The following is a 14881-nucleotide window of genomic DNA, read 5'->3' as shown; positions in this document are numbered from 1 at the left end:
AAAAAGAACTGAGACAAAAAATGTGAGAGGGGGCTTGCTCCCGATAGAGGCGGGTCAGTCAACCGATGAATTGACTGGCCTGCCGCCATCGGGGGCAAGCCCCCTCCCACATGGGCAATCGCTAGGGCTTAGCGAACACCGTCCTGACGCAACGCCGCCGGGGTGAAGTCGCTGGTAGTAGCGGTGAAGCCGAAGTTATACGCCTGCTTCTCTTCGTTCTTCATACCCAGCGCCAGGTAGCGACCCGACTGCAGGTCGTAGAGGGTTTCCACGGCATACCACGGCACTTGCTTGTCGTAGTAGTTCTCGGCGTGGGCCTCGGCGACGCGCCACAGTTGGCCGCGACCGTCGTAGTGGTCAATCACCGCCGCTTGCCAGGTATCTTCGTCAATGAAGAAGTCACGCTTGGCGTAGATGTGGCGCTGGCCTTCCTTCAAGGTCGCGACCACGTGCCAGACGCGGCGCAGCTCATAGCGGGCCAAGTCCTGGTTGATGTGGCCAGCCTTGATGATGTCGGCGTACTTGAGCTTCGGATCGTCGAGCTTGTAGCTGTTGGAGGCGATGTAGATTTCCTTCTTGCCCTCCAGCTTCCAGTCGTAGCGGTCCGGTGCACCGTTGTACATGTCGAGGTTGTCTGAGGTACGCAGGCCATCGGCAGCAGTACCCGGGCCGTCATAGGACACCTGCGGCGCCCGGCGCACACGGCGCTGGCCGGCGTTGTAGACCCACGCCGAACGCGGTTCCTTCACCTGGTCCAGGGTTTCATGCACCAGCAGCACACCACCGGCCAGACGTGCCGGGGCAGTCACTTCCTGCTTGAAGTAGAACAGCACGTTGCCCGGGTTTTTCGGGTCGAAGTCCTTCATCTTGTCGCGGAAAACGAACTGGTCCTTGAAGTACACCAGGCTGAACGAACCGTTGGTTTGCGGTGTGGCCTGGGTGACCAGACGCGTCACACTGCCGCCACGATAGCGGGTGATGTGGTTCCAGATCACTTCCACGCCGCTTTTCGGGATCGGGAACGGCACGGCAGTTTCGAAGTTCTCCAGGCCGTTGCCGCCAGACACCAGGTTGGTGGTGGTGGCGTTCTTCTTGATGGAGGCGAACACCTCAGCCGGCACCGTGGCACCGCGGTGGGTCGGGTAGACCGGCATCTTGAAGCTGTCCGGGTAACGCTTGAACATTGCGTATTGGCCCGGTGCCAGCTTGTCTTTGTACTGTTCGACGTTCTGCGCGGTGATGGTGAATTGCGGTTGCTCACTGGCGTAAGGGTTGGCCAGGAAACCACGGGCATCTACAGCGCCGGCGTTGGTCGGCAATGGCGACCACTTGGGAATGGTGCCCGCCGCGTTACCGGCCATTTCGGCGCCCATCGGGGTCAGGCTCGTGCCCAGCTTGGCGGCTTCATCCGCCGAGACTGCCGCCATGACGTTGCTCGCCAGGATCGACAGCCCAAGCACACCCACGTGCAACAGACTTTTAGTTATTTTCATGTTCTGGTTCTTCCTGAAATACGGTCGCTTAGAAGTTCATGCCGAAGCTGAGCGCAACAAAATCCCGGTCGTCCACCGTGGTGTACTTGCCATCAAAGAAGTTGGTGTACGACAGGCCTGCGGTGTAGGTGTTCTGGTATTCCGCGTCCAGGCCAAGGCTGACGGCCTTGCGGCCTTCTTCGAAGTTGCCACCTGGACCAGGGGAATAGCCGCTCACATCATGGGACCACGCGACGCTAGGCTTGAGGTTGATCCCTGCAAAGACGCTGTTGTAATCCCAGATGGCGCGGGCGCGATAACCCCAGGAGTTGGCGGTGGTGAAGCCGTCGTTTTCGCAGTAGCGCGACAGGTTGTTCTGCGCAGCGCCAGTCAGGGTGCCAGCGTTCAAGGTCTGGCACGTACCATTTGGCAGTGGGCCAGGGCCGTAGCTAGGATCGCGGCCGTAACGGGCCTTGGAGGTTTTTTCCAGGCCACCGACGTGAGTGAAGCCAACTTCACCGACAACCGTCAGTCGCTCAGCCCCCATCACCTGATCGAAAAAGTGAGTGAACGTGGTTTGCAGCTGGGTGATTTCCTTACGGCGATAGCCAGGTTGGTCCTGGTCCGCCTTGCCTTGCAGCACCGAGTAGTTGGCCGCTGCCGGGTTGACCGCGGCCAAAGGCGTCAGCCCGGAATACAGAATGTCCGTAGTGTTCAACTGCACCGGTGCATTCGGACGGTAGCTGATTTCACCACTCCACGCGGTGCCGGTAGGCAACGTCGTAGAGAAGCTGAGGCCGTACAGGCGGATGTCCTCAGGGTATTCAACGTAGTAACTCGAGTTGCCGGCAACCACGAACGGCAACAGCGATGGCGCGATCGCGCTGGCTTGTCCCAAGGTCAACCCTTGGCCCATCAATGACCCAACCAGGTTCGCAGGGCTGTACTTGCTCGCCGCCGCCCCTCGTCCGCTGAAGATCGGTGCGCGGCTGTGGTAGTTCATGAAGTAAGCGCCGAACTCGGTATCCAGCGGCTCGAACATGTAGTGGGCGGCAAAACCAAACTGGCCGCTGTCGCGCGCATCACGGTCAGGACCACGGCGAACAATGGCGCCCTCATCCGGCGAGCCGAAGTTCACACCCTGGGCCGCCAGCGCACCGAACGCCGCATTCCGGAACGGCGCCGGCAAGGCGTTGGACAAGCCTTGACGGGTTCGCAGTACCGCAAGGTTATTGTCGCAACCGTCGGCGATCACATCAGGCTGCGAGAAGAATGTCCCACAGTTGTCGACAACGGTCTGGTCCCACTCCAACTGGTAGAAACCGTCTACCGACAGGTTGTCCGTTACGCTTTGCGACAGATAAAACATGTTGACCGGAATCAGGCCTTCCTTGATCTCGGCGCCCGGACGACGGAACGCAGACACGTCGATCGGGTTGATGGAGTTGATGCCACCCCCAATGAAGGTACTTTCACCCCAGCTGACCACCTGCTTGCCGAAACGCACCGAGCCCGGCAAATCGGCAATGTTGTAGTTGTGGTAGATGAAGGCGTCGAGGATCTGCGCGCCGGAGGATTTGGCGCCCTCTTTGCGATTGCTGTCGCTGATGTCCTTGAACGGACGACTTTCATCCTTGAGTTCAAAGTCGTACCAGTACTTGCCACGCACGAACACACCGGTATCGCCGTACTTCAGTTCCAGGTCATGGATGCCCTTGAAGATCTTCGAGAACGTCTCACCACGCTTGAAGTTCAGGTGCCCATCGTCAGAGGTCTGCGAGAGACCGTGCCCACCGTTGTTGGAACCGATCAAGTTCTTGTTGGCCTTTTCCGTCGACCAACTGGCCCCCACGGAAAGAGACGAGTCAAAACTCCCTTCGACTTCACCGATATTGAAACTGACGCCGAATGCGGGCCCGGCGAGCGTAGAGGCGAGACTGACGGCCAGGGGCAGTCTTGCCCGGCGCCAGAACTGGTTTACTGAGGTCATCGACGCTACTCCATGTGCATTATTGTTATGGCAGAGAGTTCATTCTGTGATGCGTGTAACGGCCGGAATACAACGATTCCAATGCCGCTCGGCAACTGAGCCCCCATGGCCCAAAGCGGAACATCCTTGAAAAACTCTGGAAGGGACTATAGCCAGCGGGGGGTAGTGCTTGATCCCTCTAAAGTGTGATTTGCATCACCGACCCGTCTGCCACGACCCTTTCGCCATGTCGGCGAAGGCCGACGCGGCAAGGATGGCTGAAAATCGGCAAATCACAAGTAGAGGCGCAAGATAGAGCATTGCCGTGCCCGGGCGGGCACGGCGAGGGGCGTCAGAGGGTGGACAGGAACGTGCTGTTGTTGGCCTGCCATTCAATGATGTCGATGCGGATACGTTTCTTGTCGAGCTTGCCGACGCTGGTCTTGGGAATTTCCGTAACAACGGCGATCTGACTCGGAATCGCCCACTTGCTCAGGTGGCCCAACTCCACGAACGGCTTGAGGTGCTCCTTGAGCTCACGGGCCCCTATCACATGGCCATCACGCACCACCAGCAAGGCGAACGGACGCTCACCCCACTGCGGATCGGCGATGCCCACCACCGCTACTTCGCGTACCGCCGGGTGACGGCTGACCAGATCTTCGAGGGCCAGGGAGGAGACCCATTCGCCGCCGGTCTTGATCACGTCCTTGATGCGATCACGAATATCGATCACCCCAAACGCATCCAGCGTGGCCACGTCACCGGTGTGCATCCAGCCGCCTTCCCACAGCTCGGCGCCCTTCTGCGGCTCGTTGTAATAGCCTTCGGTCAGCCATGGCGCACGCAGCACCAGCTCGCCTTGGGACTCGCCATCGGCAGGCAGGAAGTTGCCTTCGCTGTCGATGATCGCCGCGTCTACTAACGGCCCGGGCACGCCGGCCTTGATGCGGTAGGTGGTGCGTTCGTCCTCGCTGCCGGCCATCAGTTCTTCGTTGAGGTGGGCACACGATACCAACGGCCCGGTCTCGGACATGCCGTACGCAGCCGTCAGTTGAATCCCACGAGCCTTGGCAGCTTCGTACAGCGTACGGTTGAGCGCGCTACCACCGATGACGATTTTCCAGCCGCCAAAATCCACGCCCTGTGCAGCCTTGGCGTTGAGCAGCATTTGCAGGATGGTTGGCACGCAATGGGAAAAAGTGACTTTCTCCTTGCGCCACAACTCCACCAGAAACTCCGGATCGTAGCGGCCGGGATAGACCTGCTTGAGGCCCAGCATGGTCGCCACATACGGCAGGCCCCACGCATGAACGTGGAACATCGGCGTGATCGGCATGTACACATCGTTGGTGCCCAACAGGCGCACGCTGTCGACGCTGCCCATGATGGTCGCCACACCGATGGTGTGCAGCACCAGTTGGCGATGGGTGAAGTACACGCCCTTGGGGTTGCCGGTGGTGCCGGTGGTGTAGAAGGTGGTCGCGACGGAATTTTCGTCGAAATCCTGGAAGTCGTATTTCGGGCTGGCGGCGGCCAACAGGGTTTCGTACTCGCCCACGAGCTCTGGCAGCTCGGCGGTTTTCGATTCACCGTCGGTGAGCAGCAAGGTCTTGTCGACCGTCGTCAATTGCCCGGCGATGGCTTGGTAAAGCCCCACGAACTCACTGTTGACCAGCACAAAGCGGTCCTCGGCGTGATTCATGGTGTAGAGAATCTGTTCCGGCGACAGACGCACGTTGATGGTGTGGATCACCGCGCCAATCATCGGGATGGCAAACATGCACTCCAGGTAGCGATGGCTGTCCCAGTCCATCACCGCCACGGTGTCACCGGCCTTTACCCCGGCTTCGGTCAACACATTGGCCAGGCGCGCGACGCGCTCGATCAAGGTCGGATAGGTGTAGCGCAACTTGTCACGGTAGACGATTTCCCGGGTTTTCTCGTAACGGGTCCCGGACATCAACAGGCGCTTGATCAACAGCGGATATTGGTAGGCGCCTTCGGCGGGGGGGATAACACGGGTCTGCAACATAGGAATCCCTTTTATGACTGCACGGTCTTGGCTGGAAGTTCTGCACTGTAGAGCGCTTATGTTTCAGCCAAATCAGCCAAAGGAATGATTTGCAGGAACCTATAGGTGCTGGCGCCGAGCCATCAATGCAACTTCACACCGATTCAACGTGGGAGGGGGCTTACCCCCGATTGCGGCGGGTCAGCGACAAATAAGCCGGCTGACCCAATGCTGTCGGGAGCCTGCCCCCTCCCACACTTGAACTGCGTCCGCTCACGTTTTACTTCATGCTGGTGAACGCCAACTTCACCCCAATGGCAATCAACACCGCCCCCATCGTCCGATCAAACCAGTGCCCCATCCGCGCAAACCCTGCACGCACGCGCTGTTGGCTAAACAGCATGGCCACCAGGCAGAACCACACCGCCGTGGCCACTGCCAGGTACAAGCCATAACCCGCCTGGATCGCCAACGGCGTGTGCGGGTTGATCACTACGGTGAACAGTGACAGGAAGAACAACGTCGCCTTGGGGTTCAGGCCATTGGTCACGAAGCCGGCAGTGAACGCCCCGCGCGCGGTGCGTTCGCCGACTTCAGCGTGCAATTCACCCTCGGCCGCAGGCTTGGCCGGCTGTGCGCGCAGGGCCTTGAAGCCGATGTACAGCAGGTAGGCCGCCGCCGCCCACTTCAGGGCGTTGAACAACACGATGGACTGGGACACGATCAAGCCAATGCCGAGTAGCGAGTAGCCCACGTGCAGGAAAATCGCCGAGCCGACGCCCAGCGCAGTCCAGGTCCCGGCGCGGCGGCCGTGGGTAACACTTTCCCGTACCACCACGGCGAAATCCGGGCCGGGGCTGGCCACTGCCAACAAGTGAATCAGTGCCACGGTCAAAAACTCGGCGACGTACATGCTCACTCCAATTCAAGTAACTGATTATTTCATCTGATAGGCTCGGGAGATTACGCCTTCGAACCCTGTCGCAAAAGGTACAGTTGATGACGAACAATCGCCGCGCCGTCTTCCTCGATCATCCCTCACTGGATTTGGGAGACCTCGACCTCAGCGAGCTGCGAAACAGCTTCAGCGAACTGCAGCTGTTCGAGCAGACCACGCCGCAGAACGTGATCGAACGCCTGCAAGGCGCCCAAGTGGCGATCAGTAACAAGATTGCGCTCAACCCCGAAACCCTGGCCGCTTGCCCCGAGCTCAAGTTGATCCTGGTGTCGGCCACCGGCACCAACAACATCGACCTCGAAGCCGCCCGCGCCCATGGCATCACCGTGAGCAATTGCCAGGGCTACGGCACGCCGTCGGTGGCGCAGCACACGATCATGCTGTTGCTCAACCTGGCGACGCGCTTGAACGATTACCAGCGGGATGTCAGCGCCGGCAAATGGCAGCAAGCCAAGCAGTTCTGCCTGCTGGATCACCCGATTGTCGAGCTGGAAGGCAAAACCCTCGGCCTGCTTGGCCACGGTGAATTGGGTAGCGCCGTCGCGCGCCTGGCCGAAGCGTTTGGCATGCGCGTGCTGCTCGGCGCGATTCCCGGGCGCCCTGCCCGCGCCGACCGCGTGCCGCTGGACGAATTGCTGATGCAGGTCGACGCCCTGACCTTGCACTGCCCGCTGAACGAACACACCCGCGACTTTATCGGCGCCCGCGAACTGGCACTGCTCAAGCCCGGCGCCTTTATCGTCAACACTGCGCGCGGTGGCTTGATCAATGAACAGGCCCTGGCCGACGCGCTGCGCAATGGCCATCTGGGCGGCGCGGCGACCGATGTGCTGAGTGTAGAGCCGCCGGTCAACGGCAATCCGCTGCTGGCCGGCGACATCCCTCGACTGATCGTCACGCCCCACAATGCCTGGGGCAGTCGCGAAGCACGCCAGCGCATCGTCGGCCAACTGGCGGAAAACGCCCGGGGCTTTTTCAGCGGTGCCCCGCTGCGGGTTGTGAGTTGATAAACTGCGCCCCTTTTCAAGGAGCAGACCATGGATCCGCGCAGTGAAGTACTGCTTCGTCAGGCCGAACTTTTTCAAGGCAACGTGCTGCTCGTCGGCTTGCCTGCCGATGATCTGCTGGGCCGCCTGCCCAACGCCCACGGCTGGTGCTGGCACGCCGGCGACCAGGCGGCGCTCGATGCACGCTTCCCCGAGCGCAGCCAGTTCGGCGTGAATGTGCCCGAGCGGGCATTTGATGCGGCGGTGATCTTCCTGCCCAAGTCCAAGGATCTCACCGACTATCTGCTCAATGCCGTGGCCGCTCGTCTGCCCGCTGCGGAGCTGTTCCTGGTGGGGGAAAAAAAAGCCGGCATCGAAAGCGCCGCCAAGCAGATGACCCCCTTTGGCAAACCACGCAAGCTGGATAACGCGCGGCACTGCCAGCTGTGGCAAGTCACCGTGACCAACGCACCGCAAGCGATCGAACTGGAAAGCCTGGCTCAGGTTTTCGAAGTGCCACTGGCTGAAGGGCCGCTGAAGGTCGTGAGTTTGCCGGGGGTATTCAGCCATGGTCGCCTGGATCGCGGTACGGAACTGCTGCTGGAGCATCTGGATAAACTGCCGAGCGGTCACCTCCTGGATTTCGGTTGTGGCGCGGGCGTGCTCGGTGCTGCGGTCAAGCGTCGCTACCCGCACAACGCAGTGACGATGCTTGATGTCGATGCGTTCGCCGCGGCCAGCAGTCGCTTGACCCTGGCTGCCAACGGTCTGGAAGCCGAGGTGCTGACGGGCGACGGAATCGACGCTGCGCCGATGGGTTTGAACACGATTCTGAGCAATCCGCCGTTCCATGTCGGTGTACACACCGATTACTTCGCCACGGAAAACCTGCTGCGAAAAGCGGCGAAACATCTGGCAAAAGGCGGCGAACTGCGCTTGGTCGCCAACAGTTTCCTGAAGTACCAACCACTGATCGAAGAGCATCTAGGCGTGTGCGCAATCAAGGCCGAAGGCAATGGCTTCCGCATCTATCGCGCCAAGCGCGGCTGACGGGTGTTTGAAAAAGAAGGCTTGCCGAATGGATTCTGCCTAGGCAGAATCCGCTCCGTCCTAGGGGAGTAGTCTCCCACGAGCGCCATGCTCGTCCGGCATACGTCAACATACTTGGTCAACAGGCCATGGCGTATGCGACCCAGGTGTCCGCACAGACGGACCAGGGTTTGACAAGACCTATGACACGCACACCTTACCCGGGGCGGGAAGGCTGTACGTGTCATAGCCGTGTCGACCCGCCCCTGGAAACCTACCTGATGCTGGATTCATTACTCGTTCCTACCGCAATCGTTGCCTTGGCCGAAATCGGCGACAAGACGCAACTGCTCGCGCTCATCCTTGCCGCACGCTTTCGCAAACCCTGGCCGATCATCGCCGGCATCGTCGCCGCGACCCTGGCCAACCATGCGGCCGCCGGTGCCGTGGGGGCGTGGTTTGGCAGCTTCTTCTCGGATGCGGTGCTGCACTGGATCCTCGCAGCGAGCTTTTGCGCCACCGCGCTGTGGACCTTGGTGCCGGACAAACTCGATGACGACGAAGCCAGCACCACCCGCAAGTTCGGGCCGTTCCTGACCACGCTGATCGCATTCTTCCTCGCCGAAATCGGTGACAAGACCCAGATCGCCACAGTGATGCTGGCGGCACAGTATCCCGAGTTGTGGCTGGTGATTATCGGCACGACGCTGGGCATGCTGATTGCCAACGTGCCGGTGGTTCTGGCGGGAAATTTTGCGGCGGAGAAGCTGCCGCTGACCTTGATTCGGCGATTGGCGGCTACGGCGTTTTTCGTACTGGCGGTGGTTGCGGTGTACAAGGCCATGCAGAGCAGCGGCTGGATCTAAGACTCCAACACCAATCCAATGAGGGAGGGCTTTTGGCTTTCTGCGCAAACTCGTTCAGTTCATAACCTGCAACGGCGCGCTGTGTGCGCCCTGGCCGAAGGGTCAGGGCAGGATTCTCCACGGCGCGTCTTTCGGCAATACACACAGGGGTAAGCCAGTGCGCGAGCCTTTGCGGAATTATCTGAAGGAACACTTCAGATCTGGATACCACAAACGTGTCATAACCCTTTCTACGCAATGAGAGGTACCGATGGACACGTCATATTCAGTTTCTTCGTCCAACGCCGTGCAACGAAAACAATCAAGCGAGGATAATAAAGAGCAAGCCGCCTATAACAATGCGAGCGACCCTGCCTATCAAGCGGCGAACGCTGCGCCTTACATGGCGAATGTGCCATTTACGTACAACAACAACTCTGAACCCTCCACATCGGAGCAGCGCTCGATCAGCGTTAGCTCGATTCCCCAAGGCGACGCGGGCGGTATGTCCCGTCACCCTGATCAAAGGGGCGGCGGTGGTTCCAGCTATCAGCGCGGTCCCACGCCAGAACAAATCCGCTATGAGGCCCAAGGCCGTGAAGGACCGATTCAATACGGCAGCCCTCAATCATCGTCTGCGCCAACCAAGGTTGACCTGAATAACGGACTCAATGATGGGAATGTTCGAATTAAATACTCCGCAGGGCGCCCGAATGGCTCAAATACAACCCACGAAAGGCTGTCGATTGAAACCGGCCAGGGAAATGATGCGGTTTATGTTACCGAGGGGCGAAATGGCGGAGTTCTTGCACAGGTAAACGGGCGGTCTTACGAGATTCCTTTTGAGGCAAACAGGCGTAATCAACAGACCATTGATGTCAAGACTGGCGATGGGAACGATTCCGTCGTTATTGATAACAGACTCGCACATGACGTCAACATCAACCTTGGAAGGGGCGATGATAGCGCGTTCGCCGGATCTGGAAGGACCAAAATCTACGGAGGGTCTGGCCAGGACAATATCAATCTGGGAAGTGGCGAAGGCTACGCTGAAGGCGGTGATGGGGATGACTTCATCACTGGTGGCTCAGGACATGCAACGATTTACGGTGGACCTGGCAGTGATGAGATACGTGCGGGTGGAGGGCCAGATACGAAAATCAACTACGTGGACGGGGGAGACGGCAGGGACCTCATCTATGGCGGGAGGGGTCGTAACGTGTTGTTTGGAGGGAACGGAGATGACTACATCTACGCGGGTGACAGCAGCACTATTGTTCCAGGCAAAGGTAACGACTGGGTGCAGACACGCTCCAGGAATGATCATGTCATTGGGGAAAGAGCAGACGATCTTAGTCACGTCCACCCATCGTCGTCCTTTGAGCACACAATACCCTCCCCTGATGCCGGCGCGCGCGGCATTAACATCCAGGGTAGTCCTTCGTTCACTCAGCGCGTGAAGGATGACCTGGAGGCCCTGAGAAGCACTCGGGCCGGGCAGGAAACCCTGAAAATCATAGATTCGCTTGATGCACCTGTGACCCTGAAAGAAGGCGTATCAGGTAGTTTCTATTATTACGACGACCCGGGCGGGCGTCGCATGCCCCCCCCGGAGCAGGGTTTGGCGCGCACGCCTGGCGTAATAAAAAACGGTGTTGCAGGCACTCCGGCGCAAAACCCAGCGGTTGAGTATGACCGATCATTCATTGCTCCCGGGCACCAGCGGCCTCCACTGGTTATTCTTCAACATGAACTTTCCCATGCGGTCAACGGGGGGCGGGGCACGATTCTGCCGGGGTCATCGCTAGTCTGGAATGGCCGTGGTCTGGAATGGGAGGCGAATTATGAACGCCAGGCGGTAGGACTCCCCACATCGAGCTATTTTGACTTTGACCGCAATCCCCGGACGCCGCCTACCAACACCAATCCCTGGCCTTACAACGAAAACGCGCTCCTCAACGAGCTTGGGTTGCCGCTGCGGCAAAGATACGGAGACTAGCTCATCAAGGCACCATACAAATGGCCTGGCGCAAAAGACGATGGCGCTTTTTCAGAGCCCCCCAATAGCAGTGTGTCAGTACCTTCTTCATTAACTGACACCTTGCTAACGGGGTGCCCCCCACAACATTTGGGGGGCTATAGGAACTGGGAGATCAGGATTTCTTGGCCTGCTGATACAGCGGCATCACTTTTGGAATCGCCGCTTGCAACGAGGCGATTCGGCTGTCCGACGCCGGGTGAGTGCTCATGAACTCCGGTGGTGCACCTTCCGAAGCCTTGGCCATTTTGTTCCACAGCGTGATCGCCGCATTCGGGTTGTAACCGGCGCGAGCCGACAGCTCCAGGCCGATCAAGTCTGCCTCGTTTTCATTGGCTCGGCTGTTGGGCAAAGTCATGCCGTAGTTGGCCACGGTATCGGCCAATGCCAGGCTGTCCTGGCCCAGGCCGAACAACGCGCCCGCGCCCTGCTTCGCCATCTCGATGCCATACGCCTTGGACATGGCTTCGCGACCGTGCTCGCGCAAGGCGTGGGCGATTTCATGCCCCATCACCGCCGCCAGCTCGTCATCGGTCAACTTGAGGTTGTCGATCAAAGCGCTGTACACAAAGATCTTGCCGCCAGGCCCGCAGTTGGCGTTCATTTCGTCGCTCTTGATCAGGTTCACTTCCCACTTCCACTGCGCCGCATCGGGGCGGAAGGTCGGTGCTTGGGCGATCAAGCGGTTGGCGATGGCCTGCACGCGCTTGGCGTTGGTGCTGGTCTTATCCAACTGGCCCTTGCTGCTGGCTTCACCCAAGGTCTGCTGGTAGGACTGGGCATACATCTGGTCGACTTCCTGACTCGACAGCATGCTGAACATGTATTGCTTGCGCTCAACCCCGACGGCGCCGCCGCTGGTGGTGTTGACCGACTGGCAACCGGCCAGCAATAGCGCCGCTGCCAGTACGTTTATTGCCAATGATTTCTTCATGAACACTCTCCCTGAAAACATGGCGCGTATCGTAGGCGGTCATTTGTATTGGCGCCAGATACAACAGACGTGTAGCCGGATAATTTCAGATACATCTCACATGCCGCTCAACCGGGCGTCAAACACTCCGGCCCGTTCAGCTTCGGATCATTGACCATATTGGCCAATACACGCTCACGCAACGCGCCAGGCTCGCTGGCCAGCAACGCCTGAAGCGTGTGCAAGGGCGTCTCCGGATTGAGCCACGCCTCCTGCCCTGCCGCATCCAGAATCAACGGCCGCCGCTGGCTTTGCGCGGCCTGGGTGACCACTGCCGTGCTCAGCCACACTTGCTCCTGCACAGGGTACGCTTCCCAGATCGCCGCAAAAAACAGCGTAGAGCCCTCCCCCGGCGTCAGCCAGTACGGGCGCTTGCGTTGGGTTCCGCGCCATTCGTAGAACCCGTTGGCCGGTAGCAGGCAGCGGCGCTGGCGAAATGCCTCGCGAAACATCGGTTGTTCGGCAAGGGTCTCGGCGCGGGCGTGGGCGGGGGTACGCGAAAGGTCAGTCAGCCACGGCGGCGTCAACCCCCAACGGGCACGGGCCAGGGTGCGCTGGCCGGCGTCGGCGCGCTGGATCAGCACCGAGTCATTCGGAGAAATGTTCCACTGGGCCTGCTGATCGGCCGGAAAACCCGGCAAGGCAGCAAAGGAGGGATTCCAGCGAAACAGGGCATAACGTCCACACATGGGGCAACACGACTCTTGGGTAAACCGACCGACAGCCTAACAGACCAACACGTCGGGGAAGCTGTCGGGTTCATCGCCCGCCACGGGCTGTGCACCGATATAGGCGGTGATCAGCGCGCGGGCATTGGCGGCCTGGTCGTTATCCACTTCCAGGCCCAGCAGGCCGAAGATCGGCAGCTCGCCCGTGCCGCCGAGCAAATGCCGGCCAACCAGATGCGCCTCGATGCCCTCGCTGGCGAGCATCTGTTGCAACAACTCGCCTTCCATCAGGTTTTCCGGCTCGTAGATTCGCTGCATGGACCCACCTGTTATTCGTTTTCACCGCGCACGTTCAGCATCCATTCGCCGCCGTGCACCTGCAGGTCAAAAATGATCGGCCGGCAGCACACCGGGCAGTCTTCTATATATTCCTGATCGCCCCCGGACAGGTCCAGCAGCGCCGTGACCAGCTCCCCACAATAAGGACATTCGTACGACTCTTCTTCCATCGCGGCCTCCAAGGTGACTTGTGCGTATAATCGCCGGTCTATTTACAGGGTTATTTTCGGCCGGGACCATTACCCGGACCGTACCCTGGTATTTCCTCTACTTACCCTAGCCGTTTCTAACAAGAGAGCATGATGGGCCAATTCGATACCATCCGACCTTACAACGACAGCGAAGTCCCGGCAGTGCTGGACCGGCTGTTCAGTGACAAGGCCTTTCTGGACATCCTGACCCACTTCCGTTTCCCGCGCTTCGCCGGCGCCCTGGGCTGGCTGCTCAAGCCGATGATCGCCCGCAAGCTGCGCCGTGAATTTGCCGGCGTCACCACCGTGGCCACGCTGCAAGACAAAGTCGAGTACTACGTCGACCATACCATCGACCGCGCGACCGACGGCGTGACCTACACCGGCGTCGAGCAGCTCAAGTCCGGCACCGCCTACCTGTTCCTCGCCAACCATCGCGACATCGTGATGGACCCGGCCTTCGTCAACTACGCCGTATACCACGCCGGCCTGCCGACGCCACGTATCGCCATCGGCGACAACCTGCTGCAAAAGCCGTTTGTCAGCGACCTGATGCGCCTGAACAAGAGCTTTATCGTGCACCGCTCGATCAGTGGGCGAAAGGAGAAGATGGCGGCGTTCAACCTGCTGTCGGCCTACATCAACCATTCGATCCGCAATGACCGCGAGTCGATCTGGATCGCCCAGGCCGAAGGCCGAGCCAAGGACGGGGATGATCGCACCGAGTCGGCGATCCTCAAGATGTTCCACGTCAGCCGCAAGGATGAGCCGTTTGCCGAGGTGATCCAGTCGCTGAACCTGACGCCGGTGTCCATCAGCTACGAATACGACCCGTGCGATTCAGCCAAGGCCCGCGAGCTGTACATCCGCGCCACCACCGGCACCTACAGCAAGGCACCGGGCGAAGATGACGTGAGCATTGCCCTGGGCATCACCGGCTACAAGGGCCGGGTGCACGTGAACTTCGCGCCGCCGATCACCGAGCGGTTCGAAGACACCAAGGTGCTGGCCATGGAAATGGACCGGCAGATTCTCGGCGGTTATCGGTTGTTCCCGGTGCACTACCTGGCGTACGCGCAGTGGAGCGAGGCTGATCCGCAGTTGCAGGTGCCGACGGCCGCCGAGGTATTCCCGGCCGATGAGCTGGCGAAGGCGAAGGCCGAGTGGGAGCGACGCTTGCACGAATGCCCGGCTGAACATCGGCCGTTCCTGGTGGTGCAGTACGCCACGCCGGTGCGCAACCAATACCGGGTCAAGGCTGGCATCCCGCTGTAGACGAAAATGTGGGAGCGGGCTTGTGTGGGAGCGGGCTTGCTCGCGAATGCGGAGTTTCAGTCACTAGATTTGTTACTGACCCACCGCATTCGCGAGCAAGCCCGCTCCCACATTTGTTTTGTAG

General features: G+C 59.8%; 13 protein-coding genes and 1 riboswitch. Of the genes, 5 read left to right on the top strand and 8 right to left on the bottom strand.

The window, feature by feature from the left end; all coding sequences use genetic code 11:
- Positions 1-128: 128 nt before the first annotated feature.
- The 4 genes from PSH81_RS04705 to PSH81_RS04690 form a co-directional block, all read right to left on the bottom strand.
- Positions 129-1493 carry a DUF1329 domain-containing protein gene (locus PSH81_RS04705; RefSeq protein ID WP_226457711.1) on the bottom strand — a complete coding sequence of 455 codons (1365 nt, stop codon included), beginning with the start codon at positions 1491-1493 and terminating at the stop codon, positions 129-131.
- A gap of 28 nt (positions 1494-1521) precedes the next feature.
- Positions 1522-3462 carry a DUF1302 domain-containing protein gene (locus tag PSH81_RS04700; protein ID WP_305392080.1) on the bottom strand — a complete coding sequence of 647 codons (1941 nt, stop codon included), beginning with the start codon at positions 3460-3462 and terminating at the stop codon, positions 1522-1524.
- Positions 3463-3793: 331 nt separating this feature from the next.
- Positions 3794-5476 carry a fatty acid--CoA ligase gene (locus tag PSH81_RS04695; RefSeq protein ID WP_305392079.1) on the bottom strand — a complete coding sequence of 561 codons (1683 nt, stop codon included), beginning with the start codon at positions 5474-5476 and terminating at the stop codon, positions 3794-3796.
- A 259-nt stretch (positions 5477-5735) separates the two neighbouring features.
- Positions 5736-6368 carry a LysE family translocator gene (locus PSH81_RS04690; RefSeq protein WP_192297644.1) on the bottom strand — a complete coding sequence of 211 codons (633 nt, stop codon included), beginning with the start codon at positions 6366-6368 and terminating at the stop codon, positions 5736-5738.
- A gap of 86 nt (positions 6369-6454) precedes the next feature.
- Between PSH81_RS04690 and PSH81_RS04685 the strand changes: the two genes are divergently transcribed.
- The 4 genes from PSH81_RS04685 to PSH81_RS04670 all read left to right on the top strand — a co-directional run bounded on the left by PSH81_RS04685 (position 6455) and on the right by PSH81_RS04670 (position 11272).
- The gene (locus tag PSH81_RS04685) at positions 6455-7420 is read left to right on the top strand and encodes a 2-hydroxyacid dehydrogenase (protein ID WP_305392078.1); all 966 of its coding nucleotides are present in this window, start codon (positions 6455-6457) and stop codon (positions 7418-7420) included.
- A 30-nt stretch (positions 7421-7450) separates the two neighbouring features.
- Positions 7451-8449 (top strand): class I SAM-dependent methyltransferase, encoded by a 999-nt coding sequence (locus PSH81_RS04680; protein ID WP_226456462.1) that lies wholly within the window; start codon positions 7451-7453, stop codon positions 8447-8449.
- Between the two features lie 51 nt (positions 8450-8500).
- A riboswitch (yybP-ykoY riboswitch) is annotated at positions 8501-8620 on the top strand.
- Between the two features lie 89 nt (positions 8621-8709).
- Positions 8710-9294 carry a TMEM165/GDT1 family protein gene (locus PSH81_RS04675; RefSeq protein WP_016974259.1) on the top strand — a complete coding sequence of 195 codons (585 nt, stop codon included), beginning with the start codon at positions 8710-8712 and terminating at the stop codon, positions 9292-9294.
- Positions 9295-9544: 250 nt separating this feature from the next.
- Positions 9545-11272: a M91 family zinc metallopeptidase gene (locus PSH81_RS04670; protein ID WP_305392077.1), complete on the top strand. Its 1728-nt coding sequence runs from the start codon at positions 9545-9547 to the stop codon at positions 11270-11272.
- Between the two features lie 154 nt (positions 11273-11426).
- Here PSH81_RS04670 and PSH81_RS04665 read toward each other — a convergent pair whose 3' ends face one another.
- The 4 genes from PSH81_RS04665 to PSH81_RS04650 all read right to left on the bottom strand — a co-directional run bounded on the left by PSH81_RS04665 (position 11427) and on the right by PSH81_RS04650 (position 13461).
- Positions 11427-12245 (bottom strand): M48 family metallopeptidase, encoded by an 819-nt coding sequence (locus PSH81_RS04665; RefSeq protein WP_192297650.1) that lies wholly within the window; start codon positions 12243-12245, stop codon positions 11427-11429.
- 107 nt (positions 12246-12352) lie between these two features.
- The gene (locus tag PSH81_RS04660) at positions 12353-12973 is read right to left on the bottom strand and encodes an SOS response-associated peptidase (RefSeq protein WP_192297651.1); all 621 of its coding nucleotides are present in this window, start codon (positions 12971-12973) and stop codon (positions 12353-12355) included.
- A gap of 36 nt (positions 12974-13009) precedes the next feature.
- On the bottom strand, positions 13010-13270 hold the full coding sequence (locus tag PSH81_RS04655) for a putative signal transducing protein (RefSeq protein ID WP_192297652.1): 261 nt from the start codon (positions 13268-13270) through the stop codon (positions 13010-13012).
- An 11-nt stretch (positions 13271-13281) separates the two neighbouring features.
- The gene (locus PSH81_RS04650) at positions 13282-13461 is read right to left on the bottom strand and encodes a CPXCG motif-containing cysteine-rich protein (protein ID WP_192297653.1); all 180 of its coding nucleotides are present in this window, start codon (positions 13459-13461) and stop codon (positions 13282-13284) included.
- Between the two features lie 132 nt (positions 13462-13593).
- Here PSH81_RS04650 and PSH81_RS04645 point away from each other — a divergent pair, with 132 nt between their 5' ends.
- Positions 13594-14757 (top strand): 1-acyl-sn-glycerol-3-phosphate acyltransferase, encoded by a 1164-nt coding sequence (locus PSH81_RS04645; protein ID WP_226456464.1) that lies wholly within the window; start codon positions 13594-13596, stop codon positions 14755-14757.
- Positions 14758-14881: the final 124 nt, after the last annotated feature.

The sequence above is a fragment of the Pseudomonas sp. FP2335 genome (assembly GCF_030687535.1).
Classification (GTDB): domain Bacteria; phylum Pseudomonadota; class Gammaproteobacteria; order Pseudomonadales; family Pseudomonadaceae; genus Aquipseudomonas.
Note: the sequence above shows the minus strand (reverse complement) of the source record. Positions and strands in the feature narration are given on the sequence as shown.

Coding starts and splice junctions, on each gene's coding strand:
- PSH81_RS04705 (WP_226457711.1), bottom strand. CDS start 1,493: ATGAAAATAACTAAAAGTCTGTTGCACGTGGGTGTGCTTGGGCTGTCG.
- PSH81_RS04700 (WP_305392080.1), bottom strand. CDS start 3,462: ATGACCTCAGTAAACCAGTTCTGGCGCCGGGCAAGACTGCCCCTGGCC.
- PSH81_RS04695 (WP_305392079.1), bottom strand. CDS start 5,476: ATGTTGCAGACCCGTGTTATCCCCCCCGCCGAAGGCGCCTACCAATAT.
- PSH81_RS04690 (WP_192297644.1), bottom strand. CDS start 6,368: ATGTACGTCGCCGAGTTTTTGACCGTGGCACTGATTCACTTGTTGGCA.
- PSH81_RS04685 (WP_305392078.1), top strand. CDS start 6,455: ATGACGAACAATCGCCGCGCCGTCTTCCTCGATCATCCCTCACTGGAT.
- PSH81_RS04680 (WP_226456462.1), top strand. CDS start 7,451: ATGGATCCGCGCAGTGAAGTACTGCTTCGTCAGGCCGAACTTTTTCAA.
- PSH81_RS04675 (WP_016974259.1), top strand. CDS start 8,710: ATGCTGGATTCATTACTCGTTCCTACCGCAATCGTTGCCTTGGCCGAA.
- PSH81_RS04670 (WP_305392077.1), top strand. CDS start 9,545: ATGGACACGTCATATTCAGTTTCTTCGTCCAACGCCGTGCAACGAAAA.
- PSH81_RS04665 (WP_192297650.1), bottom strand. CDS start 12,245: ATGAAGAAATCATTGGCAATAAACGTACTGGCAGCGGCGCTATTGCTG.
- PSH81_RS04660 (WP_192297651.1), bottom strand. CDS start 12,973: ATGTGTGGACGTTATGCCCTGTTTCGCTGGAATCCCTCCTTTGCTGCC.
- PSH81_RS04655 (WP_192297652.1), bottom strand. CDS start 13,270: ATGCAGCGAATCTACGAGCCGGAAAACCTGATGGAAGGCGAGTTGTTG.
- PSH81_RS04650 (WP_192297653.1), bottom strand. CDS start 13,461: ATGGAAGAAGAGTCGTACGAATGTCCTTATTGTGGGGAGCTGGTCACG.
- PSH81_RS04645 (WP_226456464.1), top strand. CDS start 13,594: ATGGGCCAATTCGATACCATCCGACCTTACAACGACAGCGAAGTCCCG.